Genomic DNA, 24,450 nt, shown 5'->3' with positions numbered 1-24,450 from the left:
TAAAAAAGATAACTCCCCGGGCGGATCATGGCGACAACCTTTACGCCAGCGGACTACCCGGCCGCTGCCACGGAATCTGTCCTTTCGACTCAATCGCCACCCGCATCACCAGACCGGTGGCAGCCAACATACTCACCAGCGCTGATCCACCATAGCTGATAAAGGGCAACGGCAACCCCACAACCGGAAACAGACCGGAAACCATGCCGATATTAACCGTAATATAGAGCACAAAAATCGATGCGATCCCCACACACAGCAGTGATCCGAAACGACTATGGGCACGATGTCCGATCCACAGAATGCGGATAATCAACAGCCCATAGAGAAACAGCAGCAGTGCCACCGCAATAAAGCCCCCCTCCTCGGCCAGCACCGAAAAGATGAAGTCGGTATGCTGCTCAGGCAAAAAATGGAGCCGGGCCTGTGTCCCGTGCATAAACCCCTTGCCAAACAGACCACCTGAACCAATGGCGATCGTTGACTGAATCACATGGTATCCCGCTCCCAGCGGATCCGACTGAGGATCAAGCAGGGTCAGTACCCGCTGCTTCTGATAATCATGCATGAAATGCCACAGCACCGGCAGCGATGCAATTCCGGCTACCACGGCAAGGCCAAATAGCCGCCAGGGCAACCCCGCAGCAATAATCAGGGCCGTGGCGGCAAACAACAACACCAGCGTCGTGCCCAGATCGGGCTGCATCACAATCAGTGCAGCAGGCATCACCGTCAACAACAGCGGCACAACAATTTCAACCCATCCGCGAGCTTCACGAGAGGCGAACCAGCTGGCCAGCATAAACATCAGCGCCCACTTCATAATTTCCGAAGGCTGCAGATTCATCACCCCGAGGTTCAGCCAGCGCCGCGCCCCCATGTGAATGTCACCGATGATCGGCACCAGCAACAGCAGAAACAGCGCCACGCCGTACATCGGCCAGCAAGCCAGCCCCAGCAAGCGCAGCGGCATAAAACAGAGCATGGTAAAGATGGCCATACCCGCTCCCCAGTACATGCCCTGCTTCTGCCACAGCCCCGGTGCCCCCTGATGCACCGCAGCATACAGCGTGACCATACCAAGCATGGCCAGACAAAAAAGCGTCGCCAGCAAGATCCAGTCAATCGACTTTAGCATCCGCATCATGGCTGCACTCCATCCGCCCCGGCCCGCTGCTCCTTGGCCGCAAGGACACGAATGATTTCAGCCGCAACGGGACCCGCAGCAGCTCCGCCATGGCCTCCGTGTTCTATAAACACCGCAATGGCAACCTTGGGATTTTTATAGGGGGCATACCCCATAAACCATGCATGATCGCGAAACTGACGCTGCAGCAGATCCTGACTGAGTGCCTTCTTTTTATCCTGGGCCATTTTGATCACCTGGGCGGTGCCTGTCTTGCCGGCCACATCCCATGGCGCATCTCCCAGTACCCGATAGGCGGTACCGGATGGATCTTCAACCACACTGCGCATGGCCTTGCGAATGATATTCAGGTGTTCCTCCGAGACATCAACCTGATTCAACACCTCAGGCGGCACATCCGCCAGCAGCTGTGGCTTGAGCACCTTGCCACCATTGGCGATGGCAGCAGCCAGCCTGGCAATCTGCAAAGGCGTTGCCGTCAGCGCCCCCTGGCCGATGGCGGTGATCATGGTCTCACCTCTGAACCACTTCATCCGTTTGCTGGCACTGTTTTTGATCGCTGACATCATATAGGGACTCTGGGTCGGAACAGAGCCACGCGATTCCGGACTGAGCTGAATTTCGGTCTTCACACCGAGCCCCCACTCCATCGCCGCATCGCTGATTGCCCCCATACCAAGTTGATCACCCAGCTGATAAAAGTAGACGTCGCATGACTGAACAATCGCGGTATGCATCGACACCATCCCATGCCCACTCCGTTTCCAGCAGCGCAGCTTGCGATCGGCAAACTCAACATAGCCCGGGCAATTGGTCGATCCATTGGCAAGACGTGAACCATGCTGAAGACCGGTCAGCCCCGTCACCAGCTTAAACGTGGATGCAGGCGGGTAGGCAGCCTGGCTGGCACGATTCAACAGCGGCTTTTCAGGATCATTCAGCCACGTCTTCCACTGCTCGGATTCAAGCCCGGTAATAAAGCGATTGGTGTCATAGCCCGGCTGACTAAGCAGGGCTATCACGGCACCGGTATGGACATCCATGACCACCACTGCGCCTGTACTGTCACCAAGGGCATCGGCTGCAGCCTTCTGCACATCAATATCCAGCGCCAGCCTGATTTTGTGCCCCATGACAGAGGGCGAACGCTTCAATACGGCCACCCTGCGCCCGAGCGCATCCACCTCCTCCTGCTGTGAGCCCGGAGAACCATGAAGCTCCTGCTCGAACGAGCGCTCCACCCCGGCACGGCCGATAAATTCACTGGGAAAATAACGACCGTCCAGATCCTCCTTGTCCACCAGCGACAGATAGCCAATCAGATGGGAGGTCAATCCGGCATAGGGGTATTCCCGATAACTGCCTGACTCAACATCCACCCCGGGCAGATGATGCAAACGGGCTGCCAGCGGCGATACCTGCTCCCACTGCAGCTTGTCATCCAGCAATACCGGGCGATCGGGCCGGGTCACCTGAATGCGCTTGCGCAACTGCTCCAGCTTGCTGTCACTCCAGTGCAGCATTTCCGCCAATGCTGCCAGTGTCTCTTCAAGGTTGGCGACACGCTCCGGTATCAGCTGCACATAGTAGGCAATGCGGTTGATCGCCAGCCCGCGCCCTTCCACATCCATAATTTCGCCGCGCACCGGCAGCACCGGCACAATATTCAGCCGGTTCTGCTCCGCCTGTAAGGCATAGTGAGCATGTTCATACCACTGCAACTTGAGCATCTGCATGGCCAGTGCTCCAAGAAAAACCGGCACTGCAGCATACAGCACCAGCATGCGCACATCGAAACGGCCGCGAATCTCAAGCAGCGTATTGCGCATAACGCCTCGCCAGAAGATGCCACACAGGTACACACAGGCAGAGAGTCAGCAGACAGGAATCCGCCGACCAGCCATCATAAAACATGGCCAGCAGCACCAGCAAGACCAGCAGCAACCGCTGAGGCAGCCCCGGCCCCAAATGCTGGTCGAAATAGATCATGGCAAATGGAATGATGGCAAAGACAACAAAACTCGTCTCCAGCGACCAGTAGAGCACCGCATCATGCAACATAACCAGCGGCAATACCCAAAGCCAGTTATGACGCTGTGCCACCAGGCTTGCCAGCAACAGGGCAAGAGCCCAGTCCGGCTGCATCAGAGAGCTGGAAAAAGCCATGTTCATGTTCAGCCCCAGCAGGGCAAACAACATCACAGGCGCAGCGATCATGGTGTTGCATGCAGCTGGGATGCGACAGCCAGCCAGTTATCTCGCTGCCAGTGAGCCACAGGCTCTGCCGAGGCCTCAACAAAAAGCCTTCCCTCTATCGGCTTGACCTCGGTAATCCGCGCAACAGCAATGCCGGGCGGAAACAGACCGCCCGCTCCGCTGGTGTAAAGCACCTGACCGGGATGTGGTGCCAGCTGCAAAGGAATAAAATCAATGGCAATGCTGCTGCCCTGCCCCCGGGCCAGAGCAGCCAGCGGCGTATCGGGCAGCGTGACCGGCACCGCCAGCGAGGCATCAAAAATCGTACGTACCGTTGCATGATCTTCCGAGGTGCTGTCAATGACCCCGACCAACCCCTCGCTGGAAACAATCACATCATCCCTGGAGACGCTATCCACCTCAAGCACCAGCCGCTGGCTCATACTTTCAGGGCTGCGCCCCCGCACCTTGGCGGCATGCCAGCGATACCCCGGCATACCGGCGATATCAAGGATAGAGCGCAACTGCCTGTTTTCTTCACGCAGACTGTTCGCCTCCTGAATCAGGGCGGCCTGCTGCTCAACCTTTCGGCGGAAATCGGAGTAGTCCGACTGCAATCGATCGCGATCGGCAAACCATAAGGTTGCCCCCTGCCACCAGCGGGCAGGCGCATGCAACGCCTCGAGAAGCGGTGACATCAACAGCATGGGCGTGGAGCCCGTGGCCAACTGTGAAAATATGTAGAGGCCTGTCAGAAGAGCCACCCCAACCAGCCACAAATGGGCCCGGGGTCTGACCAAAGGCATGGCTTACTCCTCGAAAAGAACGCCCCGCATGCGATCCAGCTCTTCCAGTACACGACCACTGCCCAGCACCACGCAGTCCAGCGGGTTTTCAGCCACAGTCACCGGCAAACCGGTTTCCTCACGCAGCAACTGGTCAAGCCCGACCAGCATAGCTCCGCCACCTGTCAACATAATCCCTTTATCGACAATATCGGCAGCCAGCTCGGGCGGGGTACGCTCAAGACAAACCTTCACCCCTTCGATAATGGCGTTCACCGACTCGGTCAATGCCTCAAGAATTTCAGAGTCATCGAGAAGCAGATTTTTCGGCACACCATTAATCAGATCGCGGCCCTTGACCTCCATCTGACGCCGGGTCTCCTGCGGGAAGGCACTGCCCAGCTGAATCTTGATCTTTTCTGCGGTCGGCGCTCCGACCAGCAGGCTGTATTTGCGACGCAGATGGTTGATGATGGACTCATCCATCTTGTCTCCACCGACTCGCACCGAGCGGGAATAGACAATACCACCATAGGATATCACGGCAATTTCACTGGTTCCGCCACCGATATCCACCACCATCGAACCGGATGCTTCAGTCACGGGAAGATTGGCACCGATCGCCGCCGCCATCGGCTCTTCGATCAGGTAAACTTCGCGGGCACCGGCCGACAGGGCCGATTCACGAATGGCACGGCGCTCGACAGGGGTCGAGCCATAAGGCACACAGATGACAATACGGGGATGAATGCCCCAGGTACGCTCATGCACCTTGCGAATAAACTGTTTCAGCATCTCTTCAGTCACCACAAAGTCGGCAATCACGCCGTCCTTGAGCGGTCGAATGGCCTGGATCGAATCAGGGGTTCGCCCGAGCATACGCTTGGCATCGGTACCCACAGCGAGCACCCGGCGGTGTTGCCGCCCGCCCCCTACGTGCACAGCCACCACCGATGGCTCATTGAGCACGATACCTTGCCCGCGCACATAAATCAGTGTGTTGGCCGTACCAAGATCGATCGAAATATCACGGGAAAAGAACCCGAACAAACGTTGCAGCATGCATTACCTGCCTCTGAAGAGCTAACGGGTAACACTAGTTGCACAATCAGGACAGGTAAAGTCGCACCGGAAAAGATGTTATTTTTCAACCATCAACCAGCAACTCTGCCTTCACTCGAACTGCAACCAGACAGGCGCATGATCACTGGGCCTTTCCAGCATACGTGGCTGTAGCGAAACCCCTGCGGATACAGAACGCACCTCCCGGCTCACCAGTATGTGATCAATCCGGATCCCCCAGCCGCGTCGAAACGCGCTCATACGATAGTCCCACCAGCTGTATATGGGCTGATCCGGGTACAAACATCTGACACTGTCGATCAACCCCAGGCCAAGCAGCACATCAAACCACGCCCGCTCTCCGGCAGAACAGGTAATTTTGTCACGCCAGCGCACCGGGTCATGCACATCCAGGTCCGTCGGAGCAATATTAAAGTCCCCCAGCAATACGAGCCGGGGATATATTGCCATCTCCCCCTGCAGAAAATCGTAAAGCGACTGCAGCCAGCGTAATTTGTAGATGTACTTGTCCGAGCCGACCTCCTGGCCGTTGGGGATATAAACATTTACGATACGCACACCATCAACTGTAGCCGCGATAAGCCTGCGCTGCGGATCATCCAGTCCGGGCAGATCTGATACCACATGTGCAAACGGCTGGCGTGCCAGCAGTGCCACACCGTTATAACTCTTCTGACCGGCATAGATCACCTGATATCCGGCCGCCTCAATCTCAGCGGCAGGAAATTTGTCATCGGGCACCTTTGTCTCCTGCAGGGCCAGCACATCCGGTGCTGTATCTGCCAGGTAATCGAGCACATGAGGCAGGCGTACACTCAGTGAATTCACATTCCAGCTAACAATTTTCATGGGCAGATCATGACCGGGCAGCAGACCCGGCTCAAGATCGACGACATAGAAGAGGGGTGACTTGCCTCTGTCGTCTGCTTCAGAGAGGCTCTGCCGATGGCAACTCCTCCTCTCATCTCCCTGATATGGGCCATGGATCGCAACCGTCTGATCGGCAGGCAAAACAGCCTGCCATGGCACCTCCCGGCTGATATGGCCTGGTTCAGACGGCAGACCATGGGCAAACCCGTACTGATGGGACGAAAAACCTATGAGTCGATCGGCAGAGCGCTGCCAGGACGAACCAACCTGATTCTCAGCCGCCAGCAGGGACTTCATATTGCAGGGTGCAGCGTAGCAGACAATCTTGCCGCAGCACTGGCAAGTGTTGCCGGTTCAGAGGAGTTGATGGTGATGGGCGGCGCTGAAATTTACAGCTTGCTGCTGCCACATGCCGACCGCCTTTATATCACCGAGGTCGATGCAGCCTGCGAAGGCGATGCCTGGTTTCCCGAATTTGATCGCACCGCATGGCAAGTGGTTCATCATGAGTCACACCCGGCGGATGCCAGCAATATCTACCCGTATACATTCACTGTGCTTGAGCGACGTCAGCCCCTCTGAGTTGCCCGTCATCAGCCAGAAACTCCGCCCATGCACTGGCACTTTTTATGCTCACGACTAAAACAGAGCCCATGGAAATCGAACCGCAAATGGACACAAAAAGATCGTAACCACCCAAGCCCGACCTTATTTTGTCCCCGCTGCAACCGATAGATAGAATGGAACGAGGAGGTTAAAGCCATGGTCAACGTAAGCTACAGATACAGACTCTTCATCGACGCAGGCATTGTCCGCCACGTTCGTGGCAACCATGAAAAGCTGGCCAGGGTCGCCTGCTGGCTGCGCCATCTGGGCCACACGCTCTATATCGAAGATGAACAGGGTATGCAGATTCAGATCTGAGGTCACAGCAGCTTTCACCCCCATGGGGGCGCCCCCAAAAAAAGTGCTTCAGCTGTTGGCAATCAACTCACGGTTACTGCGGATCATTGAGCGAATCATCTCCACATAGGTCATACCCAGCTCCGAATAGGAACGCAGCCCGTAAACAAGGCTTTCGGCATCAAGCGGCCGGCTTTGCACCCGCAGGCTGTGCCTGATACTGCGAAATTCTGCATAGGCCCCGGATGTATTGATATTGTACATATAGGCACGGACAGACTCATCGACGCCGGCGAAACGACGCACCTCGTGGGTTGCATCTGCAGCCCGCTGATTCGGCACCAGCCCGCACCCTTTTTTGAAGCACCACTGGCCGAAGTAATTATTACCTTCGCGGGCAAAACGGGAGCTCCCCCAGGCCGATTCATTGGCAGCCTGTACCAGCGCCATCTCGAGTGGCACCTCGTCCACCCGAACCAGCAACTCCTGCCAGAATGCAGCATCCGGCTCTCCGTTGAGCTCCAGCTGATAATCGCGGGCAACCCGGGCAACCAGTTTCAATTTTGCCTTGCCCGGGTGGCGCAGGGCCCGAATGGCATAGAGCTCCTCTCTGAGCTCCCTGATACGATTGTTTTCCCGCATCACCACCGGCTTCATGCTGGCAAAAAATGCCGCCTTGCGGGCACTGACATCACCATGCGTTGATGCCGGCTTTTGATGGTCGACCTGTACCGGGGCAGGTGCATCGCTCTGAAACAGACTGAAGTGGTCAACCGAACAACCCGAAAGGAGCAGGGAGGCCAGTAAAAAAATCGAAGTAAGATTGAATGTTTTCATGATGCAATCGTAACGCTGTGTTGAAATCGCGTATGTGACCGGCAGCACAGAGGCAAACCAGCGACGACAACCTGAATTATGTTAGTCTGGCGCGATGGGCACAGGAACAGATTCATTCTTCAAACTCGGGCCGGAGCAGGTGATACGATGCATTGAACGCACCGGCCTGCACTGCAATGGCTTTCAGCTGGCACTTAATTCGTATGAAAACCGCGTCTATCAGATCGGACTGGATAACGGGCCTGCCGTGGTGGCCAAGTTTTACCGTCCCGAACGCTGGACCGATGCAGCCATCCTTGAGGAACATGCATTCACCCTTGAGCTGCAGGCCATCGATATTCCGGTCATCGCGCCGCTGCGCATTGCGGGCGAAACCCTTCATCATGATGGCCCGTTCCGCTTTGCTCTCTATCCATGTCGTCCGGGGCGGGCCCCCGATCTGGAAAACAGGCAACAGCTGCAACAGCTGGGCCGCTATATCGCCCGCATCCACGCCCTCGGCTCAACGCAGAAGTTCAAACACCGCCCGGCCCTCAATCCGACCACATTCGGCGACGATGCCTGTACCCTGCTGCTGAGCGAAGAGGTGATCCCGCTTGAGCTTGAATCGGCCTACATGGATATTGCAGAGATACTACTGGATGAAATCGAGGCCCGGTTTGAAACAACCGCGGCAAAACTGATACGACTGCATGGCGATGGCCATCCGGGTAATATTCTCTGCCATCAGGGCAGCCTGTTTATCGTCGATTTTGATGATGCCCGCACAGGCCCGGCCATACAGGATCTGTGGATGTTCCTCTCCGGCGACAAGGTGCAACAAACATCCCTGCTGCATACGGTACTGAGCGCCTATACCCAGTTTCACGACTTTGACCCGCATGAACTGACGCTGATCGAACCATTGCGCACTCTCCGCATCATGCACCATGCCGCCTGGCTCACCCGCCGACGCAATGACCCTGCATTCAAGGCCGCATTTCCATGGTTCAATACTTATCATTTCTGGCAGGAGCACATCCAGACATTGCGGGAGCAGGCAGATGCCATCCACCAGCCGCCCCTGCAGTGGTTTGCATAACACCATCCATGCGCCTTATCTGCCCGCCGACAGACGCTTGCGCTCATTTTGGAGGTGCATGGCACGCCAAAATGATTAACCTTTCCACTTCCTGCAGGTTGAGGCTGCACAGGGAGTCATGATGAAGGTGCGTTCGACACATGCTGACCTGCCAGAGTGCAGGCAAGCGCAAATACTCGTTGTTGATGATGATGACATCATCAGAACCTATCTTGATGCCATTCTCTCCGGAAATGGCTATATGGTTTCACTTGCATCCGATTTCGAGACCGTCAGGGAGCTCCTTGACCGGCAAAACTTCGATCTGATTATCGCCGACCTTCTCTTTCTGGAAAGGAACTATTCCGGACTGGATATCATCCAGCATGTCACCGAAAACCACCCTGAATGCAAAGCCATCGTCATGACCAGTCATCCGAGCACCCATACGGCGATCGCAGCACTGCGCCTGAGTGCGGTCGATTATCTTTGCAAGCCGGCCACGCAGCAGGAGATTCTCGATGCTGTCAGCAAGGCCTTTGCCGACAGCGGCAAGGAATCAGCCAGAAGCAGCCTGGCAAATCCCGATACAACACTGTCGAAACGGGAGATGGAGATGCTGGATCTCCTGTTTCGAGGATTCAGCTTTAACCAGATTGCGCTAAAAATGCACTGCTCGCTGCCCACAGTAAAAACCTTCAGCCAGCGCACCTATAAAAAGCTCGGCGTTAAAACCCGCGCAGCAGCCATTCATGAAGCCATCAAAAGGGGAATTATCCCACCTGCTGGCACAGACGCCGACAACCAGCCCACAGGGAGCCAGGACGTTCAATCATCTTGATTGATCCGTCTCCTGCCGGCCTGAATAATATTACTTTCCAAGTCGGTGTATCAGATCAATGATGCGGCCATGGAAAATCGCATTATAGAACTGGAGTCCCGTCTCACCTATCAGGATCATACGATCAGTGAACTCAATGAGGTGGTCATCCGGCAACAGAAACAGATCGACCGCCTTGAGGCGGTTGTCGAGCAACTGCGCGCACACCTGAAGCAGCACGGGTCATCGGGTCTGGCGCGACCTGAAGAAGAAGTTCCGCCACCGCATTACTAAAAGCTCCTGCATTCGCACAGCCGGAAGCACGACTGCTGTTTCCGTACTCCGCTTCCGGCGGTAGGGTTGCCCACATTAAAGAAACACAGGTGTCTGCCATGTCTGAAAAACCCTGGGGCGGCCGATTTGAGTCCCCTACCAATGAATTTGTTGAAGCCTTCAATGCATCGATCGATGTGGATGCGCGCATGTATGCCGAAGATATCGCCGGCTCCCGCGCCCATGCACGCATGCTCTGCCAGCAGGGTATCCTCAGCCAGGAGGATCTTGATGCCATCCTGAGCGGACTGGATGAAATCAGCGGCGAGATCGAGCGCGGCGAATTCGAGTTCACCATTGCCCTTGAAGATGTGCATATGAATATTGAATCACGTCTGACTGCCCGTATCGGCGATGCCGGCAAGCGCCTGCATACAGCCCGCTCACGCAATGACCAGGTCGCCACCGATACCCGCCTCTATCTGCGCGGCCGTACAGACACGATTGTCGCCCACCTGCGCAAGGTTCAGCGCGTACTGGTTGAGCTCGCCGACCGCCACGCCGATACCATCATGCCGGGATTTACCCATCTGCAGACAGCGCAACCGGTCACCCTCGGCCATCACCTGCTCGCCTATGTCGAAATGTTCGAGCGGGATGCCGGCCGCTTCCTCGATGCCCGCACCCGTATGAATCGCTGTCCGCTGGGCTCTGCCGCACTGGCTGGCACCACCTTTGCCATTGACCGCGAGATGACAGCAGCCGAACTCGGTTTCGATGGCCCGACCGCCAACTCTCTTGATGCAGTCTCCGATCGCGATTTCATCATGGAACTGCTTGCTGCTGCCTCCATCTGTGCCGTTCACCTCTCCCGCCTGTCGGAGGAGCTGATCCTGTGGATGAGTGCCCAGTTCCGCTTCATCGACCTGCCCGATGCATTTTGCACCGGTTCATCCATTATGCCACAGAAGAAAAACCCGGACATGCCTGAGCTGGTGAGAGGCAAAGCCGGCCGTATTATCGGCGGGCTGGTTGCCATGCTGATCACGGTCAAAGGGCTGCCACTGGCCTACAACAAGGATATGCAGGAAGACAAGGGTGCTGTGTTCGATGCACTGGATAATCTGCAGGGCAGCCTGCGCGTATTCGGTGATATGTTACCGGGCATGCGTGTCAACACCGAAATCATGCACAAGGCAGCAGCATCCGGCTTTGCCACGGCCACTGATCTTGCCGATGCCCTTGTGCGCGCCGGTGTACCATTCCGGGAAGCGCATGAAATTGTCGGCAAATCGGTTGCCTACTGCATCAGGGAAGCGATTGAGCTGCACATGATGGATGCCGGGGCATGCGCCGCCATCGACCCGCGCCTCACTGCTGCCATGGTAGGAGCGCTGTCAGTTGAAAGCTGCGTCTCGGCACGAAACCATATTGGTGGCACTGCTCCCGCACAGGTCCGGGCGCAGGTTAGCGCATGGCAGAATCGACTGGAGCAGCTCAATGCGTAAAATCCAGCTGTTCGGAACCATGCTGCTGATCAGTGTGCTTCTGCTTTCCGCTTGCGGTCGCAAGGAAGCACCGCAAATTGCCGGCACAGAAAAACCTCAAATCAGCGACCTGCGCGATCAGGTCGTGGGTAATGTGCTTGAGTTGCAGTTTGTACTCAGTGGCAACGAGCATGGCGTCGGCTTTCAGGTAGACAGGACCGAACTGGACCCGTACTGCCAATGCCCGGGCATGTGGCGCCGCCTGTATGACCGCGCTGCTATGCCGGGTCAGACCGGTGAGACAAAAAAGCTGATCAAACTTAAAAATGACAAAACCGAATACCTGTTCCGCATCCGCGCCTATGATGCGGATGGCAACCTCGGCCCATGGAGCCATGCCATCCACGCCAAAGGTGTGGATCTGTACAAGTGAGGCAGGCATGAGTCACGGCAACCAGACACAACAGACCCGGCTGGAGCAGCTTGGGGCCTACCCGTTTGCACGGTTGAAAAGCCTGCTCGCCGGCCACGCTCCCAAGCAGGGACTGGCCCACATCGATGCAGGCGCCGGTGAGCCTCGCCTGCCACTGCCTGCATTTGTGGCAGAGACAGTGGCAGCCAACCTCGGCGGCCTCTCCCGTTACCCATCCACCAGTGGTAATGATGTCCTCCGCGAAGCCATTGCGGCATGGCTGATGCGCCGCTACGGATTGCCGCAGATCGATGCCGCCACACAGGTACTCAGTGCCAATGGCACTCGTGAAGCACTGTTTGCCATCGCCCATGCACTGATTAACCCCGAAGCGGATATCAAGCCATGGGCGATGATGCCCAACCCGATGTACCAGATCTACCTAGGCGCAGCCATTACCGCCGGTGCACACCCCTACTTTATGCCGTGTACGGCGGCCAATGGTTTCGAACCGGATCTGGATGCAATTCCGGCCGATGTATGGGCCAACACTGCGCTTGTCTATGTCTGCTCCCCCTCCAATCCAACCGGCTGGGTCGCTGATCACAACTACTTCACCCGCCTGCTTGCCCTTGCCGATGAGCATGACTTTTATATCGTTTCAGATGAGTGCTATTCGGAAATCTACTGGCATGAAAAACCGGTTGGCCTGCTGCAGGTTGCTGCAGCGCTCGGGCGCAATGATTATGCCCGTTGCCTGGTGATGAATTCACTATCCAAGCGTTCGGCCCTGCCGGGCATGCGCTCCGGCCTGATTGCCGGCGATGCCGCCCTGATCAACCGTTTTGCCAAGCTGCGCAGCTATACGGGGCCTGCCACTCCCCTGCCACTCCAGCATGTCGCTGCAGCTGCCTGGTCGGATGAAACACATGTCGAGCAGCACCTGGCCATTTACCGGCAAAGCCTGCAGGCATTTTTTGATAACTATGGCAAAGGGCAGCCACCGGCCGGCTCATTCTTCATCTGGTTACCGGTGGAAAACGATGAGGCTTTTGCCATCGCAGCCTATGAACAGCAGGCGATTACCTTGCTGCCGGGCTCCTATCTTTCCGCCGATGACCATACCGGCAGCAATCCGGGGGCAGGATATGTCCGTGTCGCCCTTGTCGATGGACCGGATAAGGCAGCGGAGCTTGGTCGCAGGCTCCGTGCAGTGAGTATATAACCATGATCATATCGACCCGTCTCGAACAAACACTGCGCCAGCTTGCCGGCAGCGGTTCCACATTAAACTGCTATGTCTACGACACGGCGCCAATGCGTGCGAGGATTACCCACCTCAACAGCATCATGCCCGCTGGCGTAGAGGTTTATTACGCCATGAAGGCCAATCCGCATCAGGCTTTTCTGCAGGCCGCCTTTGAGGCAGGAGCAAAAGGTATTGAGATCGCCAGCCTTGGTGAAGCGGAAAAGGCCGTTGCCGCAGGTTTTGATGCCAGCCGCCTGATCTATACCGGGCCGGGCAAATCCCCCGAAGAACTGCACTGGGGCGCCTCGCGCGGCATTCGCACCATTCATATCGAGTCCCTGACCGAGGCCTGGCGCCTGAATGCCATCTGCGAATCCCTCGGCAAACGCCAGGATATATTGCTGCGCATCAATGCCGACTTTGACATTCATGATGCCCAGACCACCTTTTCCGGCGGCTCGAAGAAATTCGGCATTGATGAAGAGAAGCTGGCCGATGCATTGCCACAGATTCTCGCCCTGAAGCACCTGAACTTCCGGGGGCTGCATGTCTATGCCGCATCCGGCGTGCTGAATGTAAATGACCTGCTGAAAAACTGCGAACTTGTATTCGGCATGGCACAGCAGATTGAAAAAGAGCACCCCGATGTATGCTGTGACATCATCGATTTCGGTGGCGGTTTCGGCATCGATTACCTTGAATCAGGCCATGACTTCAACCCGCAGGCCTATGCCGATGGCCTGTCAGCGCTCATCGAGCGGTTCGGCTTCGCCGGACGGACATTTTTCCTTGAACTGGGACGCTATCTCGCAGCCGACTCCGGCTGGTTCTGCAGCGAGATTCTCGATATCAAGGAGAGTCGCGGCAAAAAGCAGGTCATCTGTGCCGGTGGCATCAATCACTTCCGCCGACCGGCTGCACTGGCGATCAATCATCCGATGGCCATTGTGCCGATGAACAGGGAAAAGCTGTTCCCTGCACAGGAGGATGTAAGGAAGGAGCAGGTCTATTTTGGCGGCCCCCTCTGTACCGGTGCCGACAAACTGGCCAATGATATCTATATCGACAGGGCTGATGTCGGTGATATCGCGGTCTTTGGTCTGGCTGGCGCCTATGGCCTGAGTATGTCCAACCTCGAATTCCTCAGCCACGAACGGCCTCGGGAAATCGTCCTCGACTAAATCAGGTTCACAGGGAGCCCGGACCTGGCAGGCTTGCAAGGCCGGACACATTATGCAGCATTGATGACTTCACAAAGGGGGCATGGTGATCAAACGTCAGCAGGCAACCCTTAAGGAGATGCTGATTTATTGCCCTCCTGGCAAAAATCAGTCCGTAAAGGCAAAGGCGTGACAAAGAGGCAGGAAGCCGATTGGACGGCCAACGGCCGCCCGCAGGGCGAGAGCATGATGCCCGAGTCATTTTACCTTTACTTACAAATCAAACACTTACGTGTCTGATTTAGCGAGCCATCCATGGCCGCTAAGGAAGCGCTGGATTCAATCAGCGCCAGACGCTGGCAAAACAAACATACGGGAGCGGCTATGAGCTATTTGCAGAACGCGATTGAACAGGCTTGGGATACACGTGATTCCTGGACACTAAAAACGGCAGATGCCGCCACACGTGAGGCCATTGAGCAGGCCATTCAGCTGCTGGATGACGGCGGCGTTCGCGTGGCCGAAAAAGATGCCAACGGCAACTGGGTTACCCAGGAGTGGCTGAAGAAAGCCGTTCTGCTTTATTTCAAGATGCACGACAATCAGGTCATCAGCGGCGGCGGCACCAACTATTTCGACAAGGTTCCACAAAAGTTTGCCGGTTGGGGAGAGGATATGTTCCGCAAAGGGGGCATGCGCGTTGTTCCTCCTGCGACGGTACGTAAGGGCGCGTTTATCGCTCCGAAAGTGGTTCTGATGCCTTCCTACGTCAATATTGGCGCCTATGTGGATGAAGGCACCATGGTCGACACCTGGGCCACGGTCGGCTCCTGCGCCCAGATCGGCAAGAACGTACACCTCTCCGGTGGCGTTGGCATTGGCGGCGTACTTGAACCACTGCAGGCGACTCCGACCATCATCGAAGATAACTGCTTCATCGGTGCCCGCTCCGAAATCGTTGAGGGTGTGATTGTGCGCGAAGGGTCGGTGATCTCGATGGGCGTCTACATCGGCAAATCCACCCGCATTATCGATCGTGAAACCGGCGCCGTCATGTATGGCGAAGTACCGCCCTACTCTGTTGTTGTATCCGGCTCCATGCCGGGCAAATCGGGTGGCCCGAACCTCTATTGCGCGGTCATCGTCAAGAAAGTGGATGAACAGACCCGCTCCAAAACAGGCATCACCGAGCTGCTGCGCGATTTCTGACCGTAAGCCCCTCTGTCCAGATCATTGAGGGCAAGGGGAAGGCATCGCAACACCTCCGGTACAAGAGAAAAACAGCCCGGGTGACCTGTGTCACCCGGGCTGTTTGCATGGATGGCGTCACTGGAACCGCCTCTGATGGCACTGTATGATAAGCCGAAATCCTCAACCTGAGGAGAGAGGAGGGAGTATGCCTTTAAGCAAGCTGGAAGTGAGTATTGAAATCAATCGACCACTCGCTGACGTCATCCGCTATGTCGATGACAACAGCAATGATCCCATGTGGCAATCGTCGGTGCTTGAGTCAGAAAAAAAGACACCCGGCACACCTGCCGCAGGAACGGTCTATCATGTGAAGGAAAAATTCCTTGGCCGCGTCATCGAGCAGGACTGGGTGGTCACCGAAAGGAATGATGACGGCAGCTACTGGGCGGCAAAATCGACCACCGGGCCATTCCCGATGGAAGCCAGCATGGCTTTTGAGGCAACAGACAATGGCGGCACCCTGGTGAAACGGGTACTGAAGGTGGAAGTCGGTCGCTTCTTCAAGGTAGCCAGCCCTGTTGTCGCCCACATTGCCAAGCGTGAGCTGGAAATGGACTTCAACAACCTGAAAGAACTTCTCGAATCGGCAGAGCAGTAACGTAACCCGCACAGAGCGGGGGAGCTCACCCCTCCCCCCTCTGTTTGATGGCTGCACATCTTGCGTGATGCAGCTCACATACTCCTGAAAAACACCATGTATCATGCGACAGTGCCAGCTCCCTGCCGGTCTGACACGCCCCCCCTCTTTTCAGGAGCCACTTATGAGATACAGTATACCTGCCGCTATCGGGCTGGCGTTATCAGCCCTGTTCACCACTCCGGCCAGCGCCGCCAGCATTCTTGACTGGATGCAGGAGCACCGACCGGCCACCTCCGGCGGGCCACAGGATCAGCCGGCTGATTCGGCCACACTGCTGACACTGGAGCCGAATGAAACAGAAATGTATCCGCACCCTTCGGCCGACGGGCGTTTTCTTCTCACCCTGACCGGCAACCACCATCGGGGCGGTCCATGGATATCCCGCCGCTATAGCGAAAATGGTGACCCTGCCAATGTGGTCAGTGATGATCCGGGTGCCATCGATTCAACCACATGGATGGATCCTCATACGGTCTGTTTCCTGTCAGAAAAAACCGGCGAGCTGGGGCTTTGGGAAAAGAGTGCCGATGGCGAAGGTATGCAACGCCGCATTCAGGCGCTTACCGGCCTGATATCGCAGCCGCTGCTGCTGAAAGATGGCCGCACCATCATCGCCGTGCGTCTGAAGCCGGCCGACAAAAAGAACAGTCACCGCCAGACAAAAGAGCGCGACTATTTCAACAACTGGTCCTTCGATGACGCCAGCAGTGAAATCGTCCGCTTTAACAGCGATGGCAGTGAGCAGGTACTCAGCCAGGGTATGAATCCGAGCCTCTCTCCGGATGGCAACTGGATCGCCTTTGCCATGCCGGTGGGCCGCAGCATGCACCTGTTCCGCGTACATCCCGACGGCACAGAGCTGATTCAGCTGACCGACAGCAGAAGCACCGACGTGCAGCCATCATGGAGCCCCGACGGACAGTGGCTGCTCTTTACCTCCGACCGGACAGCACCTGACCTACGCCATGCCGACAAAGGAGCATGGGATATCTGGAGCATTGATATCAACGGGCGCAATCTGACTCAGGTGACCAGGGACCCGGCACGGGATGGAGGCGCCTGGATGGGAAACGATGGACGCATCTACTTTCATTCCGACCGGAAAATTGACAAGGCAACACTGGCACAACATCAACTGAAATCAGCATCTGCAGGCTTTCATATCTGGAGCATCAACTGGCAACAGCCCGATACAACAGGAACAAGCAGCGACAAATGAATCATGGCGCTACGGATCATTTCTCCGCCGTAGCGCCATCTGCTTCTGTATCACGACAGCAAGAGGCAAAAGCGGCCGAACACTGTCAGCTGAATATACCCGCCAGCTCCTGGAAGCTGTCCTCCAGCTCCACTTCCACCGCAGCCAGATGGGTCTCGTTCAAGCCGAGCCGCTTCATCGGCGGATAATGCAGCACATCCATATCAGGCAATGTATCAAACGGCGGTGCATACCCCATGCCCGCCAGCAAAAACTGCACGGCATCGATGACATCAATAAGGTTTTCACGCGGCCGGTCATCCGCCTCGACACCATGATGAGAAGCCAGAGCAATAAAGGCATCGGGCATTTCCCAGTAGGTCAGCAAGCGCCCGCCCATTTCGCGGTGTAACTGGCCCAGCAGCTCATGACGCTGCTCATTGTTACAGCGGGCAATTTCGTCCGGTACCGCACAAATAATGGCCGCCACCCCGACATCAAACAGCATGCCGCCCATAAATCCCTCTTCCGGATCGATACTGCCGGTGAGCCGGGCAAGGTGCTGGGCTGCAGCAGCCACCAGCAGTGCATGCTGGGTGCTTTCACGTAACAAAACCTGTAATTCCGGTACTTTTACGGCCAGATGAACCTGACTCGAGATCGCCGTCATTAACTGCAGGGTCCGGCGCCCGCCCAATCGCTGAATCGCCATCGAAAGGTTGCGCACCTCCTGCCCTGTCCCCCGGAAACGGGCACTGTTGGCAATACGCAATACCGTGGTCGAGAAGGTGGTATCACTGGCAAGCACCCGGGCAATATCAGCCGCCCCCTTTTCCTGATCATTCACAATCTGACGAACCTTGATCACCGCCTCGGGCAGCACGGGCAGGCGCGCATCGCCGGCCTCGAAGCGACGTCGAATTTCTTTTGCCAGCTCAAAACTGTCCACGCTCATTTTTCATGCCCCATCAATCGGTAAATTTCTTCGACACTGCGGTGTGAGGTTGATCGCGGCACGATGCGGTAGACCTCCTCAATCGTTGTAAATCCCTGCAATACCTTATAGAGACCATCTTCCATCAGCGACAGAAGCTGCGTACTGTCACAGCTGATCTGCCTCACCTCATGCGAAGTACGTCGCTCAAGAATCGCCTCACGCACCTGTTCATTCAACACCAGCAACTCATGCAATGCGGTACGGCCGTGATAGCCGGTCCCGTAACAGGTACCGCAACCGGTGCCCCGGTAAAAGGTATGCGCCCGCAGGGTGGCATCATCAATCCCGACCATGTTGGCAATACGCTTGTTAGGCATATAGGCCTGCCGGCAATCCGGACAGATCGTACGAATCAGGCGCTGTGCCAGAATACTGACCACGGTTGAAGAGATCAGAAAGGTCTCGATTCCCATATCAATCAATCGCAACAGGCCACCGATCGAGTCCTCGGTATGGAATGTCGTGAGCACCTTGTGGCCGGTCAGAGCCGCCTGAACAGCAACTTGCGCCGATAAACGATCGCGCACCTCGCCCATCACGATAATATCAGGATCCTGGCGCAGCACCGCCTTTAACGACTGCTCAAAGGAGCGACCGGCCGTGGTATCCACCGAACACTGCATGATGCCCGGCACGATATACTCAACAGGATCCTCCACGGTGATAATCTTGGTCGTCGGACGATTGAGATAATCAACAGAGGCATAAAGTGTGGAGGTTTTTCCCGAGCCGGTCGGCCCGGTAATCAGGATCACTCCGGTCGGCACATCCAGCGCCTCATGCTTGAATCGCTCCAGCACACCACGACTCATACTGATCTGTTCAATATTTTTCAGTCCGCCGGTACTGCGCAGCACACGCATCACCATGTTTTCGCCATACACCGTCACATAGGTCGAGACACGGTAGTCGGCACTGACATTGCCCACCTCCCGGCTGAAGCGGCCATCCTGATGGCGCCGGCTGTCGGAAATATCCATGGAGGCCAGTACTTTCAGGCGTGCAACCACCCGGTGAGCCAGATCAGGCGGCAGATCCATCTTGTGAATCAGCACACCATCCAGGCGCATACGGATGCGGGTATGGCTGACCATCGGCTCAATATGAATATCACTGGCATGTTCGCGAATCGCCGACAACAGAATACTGTCGACCACATCGGCGACCTGATCATGCTGCTCGCCGCCCTTGCCATCCGCCGTCTCGAGTTTGTTAAGCATCGACAGCAGCGCGCTCTCGGCCGCGATGACAACAACCGCCTTTTTACGCAGGCGATTTTCAATCTCCTCAATGGCGGGATTATTGATCGGATTCGAGGTGGCAATCGATACACGATTACCACTTGCTTCATACGGTACCGTCAAATGCATACGCATAAATTTAATGGCAAACTGATGCAACAACTCACGGTCTGCCATATCCAGATCGATATGAATCAGTGGCAGGCGCAGCTGCTCTGAAAGAGCCTGAGCCAGCTGGCGATCATCCACCATGCCCAGCTCACGAAAAATCTGGCCGATACGCTTGCCGGGCGACTGGCGCAAAACCTCTTCCGCCTTCTGCAGCTGAGCCAGCGTAATATAGCCGAGCTCACAAAAGAGATCGCCAAGCCGAAAGCTGCGCCCATGCTTGCAGGCAAGGCGACGGTGCTCATCCTCCGTCATCATGCCCAGCTCGACAAAAATCGTCGAAAGCAGCTTGCTGGCACCGAGCTTTGTCTGTACCCGCACGGCCTTCTTCACCTGACTGACGGTAAGGACGCCCTCATCCACCAGAATGGCTGCAAAGGTACCACCGGGCTGTTTTTTCAGCCCATCTATCTCGTCACTTGGCCTGCCACCACGCAGCTCGTCCGCCATAATCCCTCCTGCAGATAACAGGGTTCAGCAGGATTGGTGCCAACCACAAATCAGCAAAATCAGGGAAATAACAGCGATTCAGGAGCATTAAAATGGCGACTTTAAAAGAACGTGTCAGCATGGTCGTCAAATAATCAACAGCGTGACATAGCCAACCCGATACATCTCCTGCACAGAAGCACTGACTGAATCAGCGCTCCTGTACATACCCCATCACCCGCACACTGACCAGACAGGCGGTAAAGCTTGAGGCGATAATCATGTAGAGCACAACCAGCTGGGCAACGGCAGCCTCAAAGGCAGGAGCTCCGGCCAGCACCATTCCGACAAATATCCCCGGCATATGCACAAGCCCCACCACCCGCAACGTATCAATGGTGGGAATCATCGCCAGCTTCATGCCGTCACCGACAACACCACCGCCCTTCAAGCGTTCAAACATGATAGAAACCGCGTTCATACCATTGGCTGCAATCATACTGCCAAGCGGAACCAGCGTACGGGTATCATCGGCAATAGCGCCGCTGAATGCCAGCCATGGCAATGTCACCACACAACCGCAAATCAGCCCCACAGCGGCAGCCAGCCACGTCGACCTGCGACCGTCATAATGGCCGGCACTGTTATGGGCGGCCAGCACACAGAAAACGGCAACAAGCAGCGCCTGTGCAAGATGTGAACGAATATCAAAAATCCAGTGCAGGACAAATGCCAGCGCCAGCAGCTGCAACAAGCCGCGTGCAGATGCGATCAGCATGCGCCCGGATAACCCCAGTCGCTCGCGCGAGGCCCACAGGGCCGCACCGGCAAGTAACAACCAGGCGGCCAATAACCTGATCAACATATCGGTCATGCCCGCATCCGGCATACGCACTCCTTTCAATCACAGCACGCCCGGCGATGAAGTCAGCCCCCCGCATGCACACGCTTTGCTTCATCGAGCAATCAGGATATTGGGGATAGCACGGCCACAGAAGAATAGATACCCTTCGCAGCATGCATATTTCACTCACATCAGGGCATAAAAAAACCGGACGCGATGCGTCCGGTTCTCTGTTTGGTGGAGCCAGGCGGGATCGAACCGCCGACCTCTTGCATGCCATGCAAGCGCTCTCCCAGCTGAGCTATGGCCCCGTAGGACGCGAATTCCGCCATGCATCCGAGGCTTTGTCAACATGAATATAAAAATGCACCTCTTCAGGCGCCCACTCTCTGCCGATTGCCTGACTCCGCCGGGGTTATTTTCACGGCTGGTTGAACGAGGCGACTGCTTCCTTTTTGAATCCGCCGAGGGTGGCGAGCAATGGGGCCGATACAGCATTCTGGGCATCAGCCCTGCCTGTCGCGCAACCGCTGACGGCCAGCAAACCCTGCTCCGCCACCGTGACGGACGGGAGGAGATCTATGATGGAGATATCCTTGCATGGTTACGCCAGCAGGTGATTCAGCAGCAGTTTCTCGCCGTAGATGACCTGCCATTTGCCGGTGGTGCAGTCGGCTATTTCGGCTATCAGCTGGTCTCCCGCTTTGAGGATATCCCCACCGATCTTCCCGATCCAGTCGGCGCCCCCGAATCCGCCTGCCTGCTGGTCGATCGCTTCATGGTATTCGACAATCTGCGTGGCACACTCACCTGCTGCGTACGCATGCCTGCTGATCAGGCAAAAGCTGCAGAGGCAGTGCTGGATGGCATGGAGTCAAGCCTTGAAGGGGAAGTGGCGGCAATTCTGCGGCTTGATGCCGATACATCGGTGATAGCTCCGCCCAAAGCGCTGACATCACAAGCCGATTTTGAGGCGGCTGTCGCCAGGGCTCGCGACTATATTCTTGCCGGGGATATCTTTCAGGTCGTGCTCTCCCAGCGTTTTTCGCGACCGCTGGCCTGTGCACCTTTTGATATCTACCGCGCAGTACGCCACATCAATCCATCGCCTTATCTGTTTTACCTGCATATCGGCGACACCATTCTCGTCGGCTCATCGCCTGAAATCCTGGTACGCCGCGATATGGACAAGGCCGTTGTCCGCCCGATTGCCGGCACCCGGCCACGCGGCAAGACAACCGCAGAGGATATGGCACTTGAAACAGAACTGCTGGCTGATGCCAAAGAGCTGGCGGAACATGTCATGCTGGTGGATCTCGGCCGCAATGATCTGGGCAGGGTTTGCCAGTACGGCTCGGTTAAACTGACCTCCTCCATGGTCATTGAGCGCTACTCACACGTCATGCATATAGTCTCACAGGTTGAGGGAACACTGCGTGAGGATATCGACAGCATTGATCTGCTGGCGGCAACATTTCCGGCCGGCACCGTCTCGGGTGCACCTAAAGTACGCGCCATGCAGATCATTCATGAACTGGAGCCGGTCGCACGCGGCCCCTATGCAGGCACCGTCGGCTACATAGGCTATGGCGGCCAGCGTATGGATACGGCGATTGCTATCCGCACGGCCGTCATTCATAACGGCGAGGTTCATATTCAGGCAGGTGCCGGCATTGTTGCCGACTCCGTACCTGAAAACGAGCATCAGGAGTGCGTGAACAAGGCAACAGCCATGTTCCGCGCCGTTGCACTGGCAGAAGCACAGCAAAGGAAAGCATCATGATTCTGGTGATCGACAACTACGATTCATTTACATTCAATCTGGTTCAGTATCTTGGCGAGCTGGGTGAAACCCCGCTCGTACACCGCAACGACCGGATTACGCCGGATGAGATTGCCGAGCTTGCGCCCGATCATATCCTGATCTCCCCCGGCCCATGCACGCCGCATGAGGCAGGCATCTCCATGGAGGTCATTCGCCGCTTCTCCGGTAAAATCCCGCTGCTTGGCGTCTGCCTGGGGCACCAGTCGATGTCTGCGGTATTCGGAGGCGAGGTGATCCGCGCCCCCCGCCTGATGCATGGAAAAACCAGCCCCATTGAGCATGATGGAGCAGGTCTGTTCAAGGGGCTCCCCTCACCGTTTACCGCCACCCGCTATCACTCCCTGATCGTACCGGAGCCACTGCCTGATTGCCTGATCAAAACAGCATGGACCCGTGAAGGGGAACTGATGGGCCTGAGGCACCGGGAACACCCGACCTTTGGCGTTCAGTTCCACCCGGAATCGATCCTGACCGAGTATGGCCATGAGATGTTGAAAAACTTTCTCGAGACCAGCGCATGAACCAGGCGGTATTACAGACCATCCGGGCGCTGCAGGCCGGCCATGAGATCAGCGGCGCCGAAACCGAAGCGGTGTTCTCCGCCATAATGCAGGGGGAGGCGACAACAGCACAAATCGCTGCCGTGCTGATGGGGCTCTCCATTCGTGGCGAGTCAGCGGAAATCATCGCCGGTGCAGCAAGAGCGATGCGCGCAGCTGCCACCACCATCACCCCCAAAGCCACCGGCCTGATTGACACCTGCGGCACCGGTGGCGATGGCGCTAAAACATTCAATATTTCGACTGCCGTTTCACTGGTTGTTGCGGCCTGTGGCGTACCTGTTGCCAAACACGGCAATCGCGCCATGTCTTCCAAATCGGGTGCTGCCGATGTCCTTGAGGCGCTCGGCGTCAACCTTGAACTGACGCCGGAGCAGGTCGCAGACTGCATTGATCACACCGGCATCGGCTTTCTTTTTGCCCAGAAACTGCATCCGGCCATGCGCCATGCAGGCCCCGTACGTCGTGAACTGGGAGTTCGCACCCTGTTTAACCTGCTTGGCCCGCTGACCAATCCGGCAAAGGCCGACTATCAGGTCCTTGGCGTCTTTGCCAAAGAGAAGCTGGAGCTCGTTGCCGGTGCCCTCGCCGAGCTCGGCTGCAAACGTGCACTGGTCGTACACGGGCGCGATGGCCTTGATGAGATCACCACCACCGACATCACCGATGCGATTCTGGTACAGCAGGGCGAAGCGCCTATCGCGTTCGAAATCGACCCTGCCGCCTTCGGCATGCCCTACGCCACACCTGAAGCCCTTGCAGGCGATGATGCAACAACCAATGCAGCCATTTTAAAGCATATCTTTGCCGGTCAGCCAGGCGCAGGCAGAGACATTGTTTTGATCAATGCCGCTGCCGCCCTCTGGGTCGCAGGCAAGGTCAATGGCATAGGAGAAGGGATTGCCATGGCAGCCCGTGCCATTGATAGCGGCAAGGTACAGCAGACACTGGATGCCCTGATTGACTTCACACAACAATCTGCGGCATGAATTCTTCACCGCAAAGAGCGCAATGG

General features: G+C 56.4%; 25 protein-coding genes and 1 tRNA gene. 15 read left to right on the top strand and 11 right to left on the bottom strand.

All coding sequences use genetic code 11. The features are described from left to right. Positions 1 to 40: 40 nt before the first annotated feature. The 6 genes from rodA to xth form a co-directional block, all read right to left on the bottom strand. Positions 41 to 1,147 carry a rod shape-determining protein RodA gene (rodA, locus tag FEF65_RS08395; RefSeq protein ID WP_238701275.1) on the bottom strand — a complete coding sequence of 369 codons (1,107 nt, stop codon included), beginning with the start codon at positions 1,145 to 1,147 and terminating at the stop codon, positions 41 to 43. Continuing rightward, positions 1,144 to 2,976: a penicillin-binding protein 2 gene (mrdA, locus tag FEF65_RS08390; protein WP_138239360.1), complete on the bottom strand. Its 1,833-nt coding sequence runs from the start codon at positions 2,974 to 2,976 to the stop codon at positions 1,144 to 1,146. The genes rodA and mrdA overlap by 4 nt, the downstream gene beginning before the upstream one ends. Continuing rightward, complete coding sequence (locus tag FEF65_RS08385) at positions 2,957 to 3,346, bottom strand: hypothetical protein (protein ID WP_238701273.1); 390 nt, start codon at positions 3,344 to 3,346, stop codon at positions 2,957 to 2,959. The genes mrdA and FEF65_RS08385 overlap by 20 nt, the downstream gene beginning before the upstream one ends. A 14-nt stretch (positions 3,347 to 3,360) precedes the next feature. Then, positions 3,361 to 4,149: a rod shape-determining protein MreC gene (mreC, locus tag FEF65_RS08380; RefSeq protein ID WP_138239358.1), complete on the bottom strand. Its 789-nt coding sequence runs from the start codon at positions 4,147 to 4,149 to the stop codon at positions 3,361 to 3,363. A gap of 3 nt (positions 4,150 to 4,152) precedes the next feature. Beyond that, complete coding sequence (locus FEF65_RS08375) at positions 4,153 to 5,190, bottom strand: rod shape-determining protein (protein ID WP_138239357.1); 1,038 nt, start codon at positions 5,188 to 5,190, stop codon at positions 4,153 to 4,155. Positions 5,191 to 5,301: 111 nt separating this feature from the next. Beyond that, positions 5,302 to 6,060: an exodeoxyribonuclease III gene (gene xth / locus FEF65_RS08370; protein ID WP_138239356.1), complete on the bottom strand. Its 759-nt coding sequence runs from the start codon at positions 6,058 to 6,060 to the stop codon at positions 5,302 to 5,304. 96 nt (positions 6,061 to 6,156) lie between these two features. Between xth and folA the strand changes: the two genes are divergently transcribed. After that, complete coding sequence (gene folA, locus FEF65_RS08365; protein WP_138239355.1) at positions 6,157 to 6,663, top strand: type 3 dihydrofolate reductase; 507 nt, start codon at positions 6,157 to 6,159, stop codon at positions 6,661 to 6,663. Between the two features lie 180 nt (positions 6,664 to 6,843). Next, positions 6,844 to 7,005 carry a queuine tRNA-ribosyltransferase gene (locus FEF65_RS08360; RefSeq protein ID WP_138239354.1) on the top strand — a complete coding sequence of 54 codons (162 nt, stop codon included), beginning with the start codon at positions 6,844 to 6,846 and terminating at the stop codon, positions 7,003 to 7,005. 48 nt (positions 7,006 to 7,053) lie between these two features. Here FEF65_RS08360 and FEF65_RS08355 read toward each other — a convergent pair whose 3' ends face one another. Next, a complete protein-coding gene (locus FEF65_RS08355) occupies positions 7,054 to 7,821 on the bottom strand; it encodes a glucosaminidase domain-containing protein (protein WP_138239353.1) in 768 nt (255 codons plus the stop codon). 94 nt (positions 7,822 to 7,915) lie between these two features. Here FEF65_RS08355 and FEF65_RS08350 point away from each other — a divergent pair, with 94 nt between their 5' ends. From FEF65_RS08350 to FEF65_RS08305, 10 genes are all read left to right on the top strand, one after another. Beyond that, positions 7,916 to 8,902 carry a serine/threonine protein kinase gene (locus FEF65_RS08350; RefSeq protein WP_138239352.1) on the top strand — a complete coding sequence of 329 codons (987 nt, stop codon included), beginning with the start codon at positions 7,916 to 7,918 and terminating at the stop codon, positions 8,900 to 8,902. Positions 8,903 to 9,020: 118 nt separating this feature from the next. Continuing rightward, a complete protein-coding gene (locus FEF65_RS08345) occupies positions 9,021 to 9,722 on the top strand; it encodes a response regulator transcription factor (protein WP_138239351.1) in 702 nt (233 codons plus the stop codon). Between the two features lie 69 nt (positions 9,723 to 9,791). Continuing rightward, positions 9,792 to 9,995 carry a SlyX family protein gene (locus FEF65_RS08340; protein ID WP_138239350.1) on the top strand — a complete coding sequence of 68 codons (204 nt, stop codon included), beginning with the start codon at positions 9,792 to 9,794 and terminating at the stop codon, positions 9,993 to 9,995. A 98-nt stretch (positions 9,996 to 10,093) separates the two neighbouring features. Further along, entirely contained in the window at positions 10,094 to 11,482 is a 1,389-nt protein-coding gene (gene argH / locus FEF65_RS08335; RefSeq protein ID WP_138239349.1) for an argininosuccinate lyase, read from the top strand. Further along, positions 11,475 to 11,894 carry a hypothetical protein gene (locus FEF65_RS08330; RefSeq protein ID WP_138239348.1) on the top strand — a complete coding sequence of 140 codons (420 nt, stop codon included), beginning with the start codon at positions 11,475 to 11,477 and terminating at the stop codon, positions 11,892 to 11,894. The genes argH and FEF65_RS08330 overlap by 8 nt, the downstream gene beginning before the upstream one ends. A 7-nt stretch (positions 11,895 to 11,901) precedes the next feature. After that, positions 11,902 to 13,098 carry an aminotransferase class I/II-fold pyridoxal phosphate-dependent enzyme gene (locus FEF65_RS08325; RefSeq protein WP_138239347.1) on the top strand — a complete coding sequence of 399 codons (1,197 nt, stop codon included), beginning with the start codon at positions 11,902 to 11,904 and terminating at the stop codon, positions 13,096 to 13,098. Between the two features lie 2 nt (positions 13,099 to 13,100). After that, positions 13,101 to 14,303 (top strand): alanine racemase, encoded by a 1,203-nt coding sequence (locus FEF65_RS08320; protein ID WP_138239346.1) that lies wholly within the window; start codon positions 13,101 to 13,103, stop codon positions 14,301 to 14,303. A gap of 363 nt (positions 14,304 to 14,666) precedes the next feature. Then, positions 14,667 to 15,491 carry a 2,3,4,5-tetrahydropyridine-2,6-dicarboxylate N-succinyltransferase gene (gene dapD / locus FEF65_RS08315; protein ID WP_138239345.1) on the top strand — a complete coding sequence of 275 codons (825 nt, stop codon included), beginning with the start codon at positions 14,667 to 14,669 and terminating at the stop codon, positions 15,489 to 15,491. Positions 15,492 to 15,678: 187 nt separating this feature from the next. Beyond that, positions 15,679 to 16,131, top strand: coding sequence for an SRPBCC family protein (locus tag FEF65_RS08310; protein WP_138239344.1), 453 nt, complete (start codon positions 15,679 to 15,681; stop codon positions 16,129 to 16,131). A gap of 163 nt (positions 16,132 to 16,294) precedes the next feature. Further along, positions 16,295 to 17,392 (top strand): TolB family protein, encoded by a 1,098-nt coding sequence (locus tag FEF65_RS08305; protein WP_138239343.1) that lies wholly within the window; start codon positions 16,295 to 16,297, stop codon positions 17,390 to 17,392. 85 nt (positions 17,393 to 17,477) lie between these two features. Here FEF65_RS08305 and FEF65_RS08300 read toward each other — a convergent pair whose 3' ends face one another. From FEF65_RS08300 to FEF65_RS08285, 4 genes are all read right to left on the bottom strand, one after another. Further along, positions 17,478 to 18,326: an HDOD domain-containing protein gene (locus FEF65_RS08300; protein WP_138239342.1), complete on the bottom strand. Its 849-nt coding sequence runs from the start codon at positions 18,324 to 18,326 to the stop codon at positions 17,478 to 17,480. Next, positions 18,323 to 20,227: a GspE/PulE family protein gene (locus tag FEF65_RS08295; protein WP_138239341.1), complete on the bottom strand. Its 1,905-nt coding sequence runs from the start codon at positions 20,225 to 20,227 to the stop codon at positions 18,323 to 18,325. The genes FEF65_RS08300 and FEF65_RS08295 overlap by 4 nt, the downstream gene beginning before the upstream one ends. Before the next feature lie 190 nt (positions 20,228 to 20,417). Then, positions 20,418 to 21,080: an ABC transporter permease gene (locus tag FEF65_RS08290; RefSeq protein ID WP_238701272.1), complete on the bottom strand. Its 663-nt coding sequence runs from the start codon at positions 21,078 to 21,080 to the stop codon at positions 20,418 to 20,420. A 205-nt stretch (positions 21,081 to 21,285) separates the two neighbouring features. Further along, positions 21,286 to 21,361 (bottom strand) — tRNA-Ala (locus FEF65_RS08285). 41 nt (positions 21,362 to 21,402) lie between these two features. Between FEF65_RS08285 and trpE the strand changes: the two genes are divergently transcribed. The 3 genes from trpE to trpD are packed head-to-tail and all read left to right on the top strand — an operon-like array spanning position 21,403 to position 24,424. After that, entirely contained in the window at positions 21,403 to 22,833 is a 1,431-nt protein-coding gene (gene trpE, locus FEF65_RS08280) for an anthranilate synthase component I (protein WP_138239339.1), read from the top strand. Further along, entirely contained in the window at positions 22,830 to 23,396 is a 567-nt protein-coding gene (locus FEF65_RS08275) for an anthranilate synthase component II (RefSeq protein ID WP_138239338.1), read from the top strand. The genes trpE and FEF65_RS08275 overlap by 4 nt, the downstream gene beginning before the upstream one ends. Then, a complete protein-coding gene (trpD, locus tag FEF65_RS08270; protein ID WP_138239337.1) occupies positions 23,393 to 24,424 on the top strand; it encodes an anthranilate phosphoribosyltransferase in 1,032 nt (343 codons plus the stop codon). Before FEF65_RS08275 ends, trpD begins: the two co-directional genes overlap by 4 nt. The last annotated feature ends 26 nt before the right edge of the window (positions 24,425 to 24,450 follow it).

This window comes from Mariprofundus erugo (assembly GCF_005818865.1).
In the GTDB taxonomy this organism is placed as follows: Bacteria; Pseudomonadota; Zetaproteobacteria; order Mariprofundales; family Mariprofundaceae; genus Mariprofundus; species Mariprofundus erugo.
This window is presented reverse-complemented; position numbering and strand designations above follow the sequence as displayed.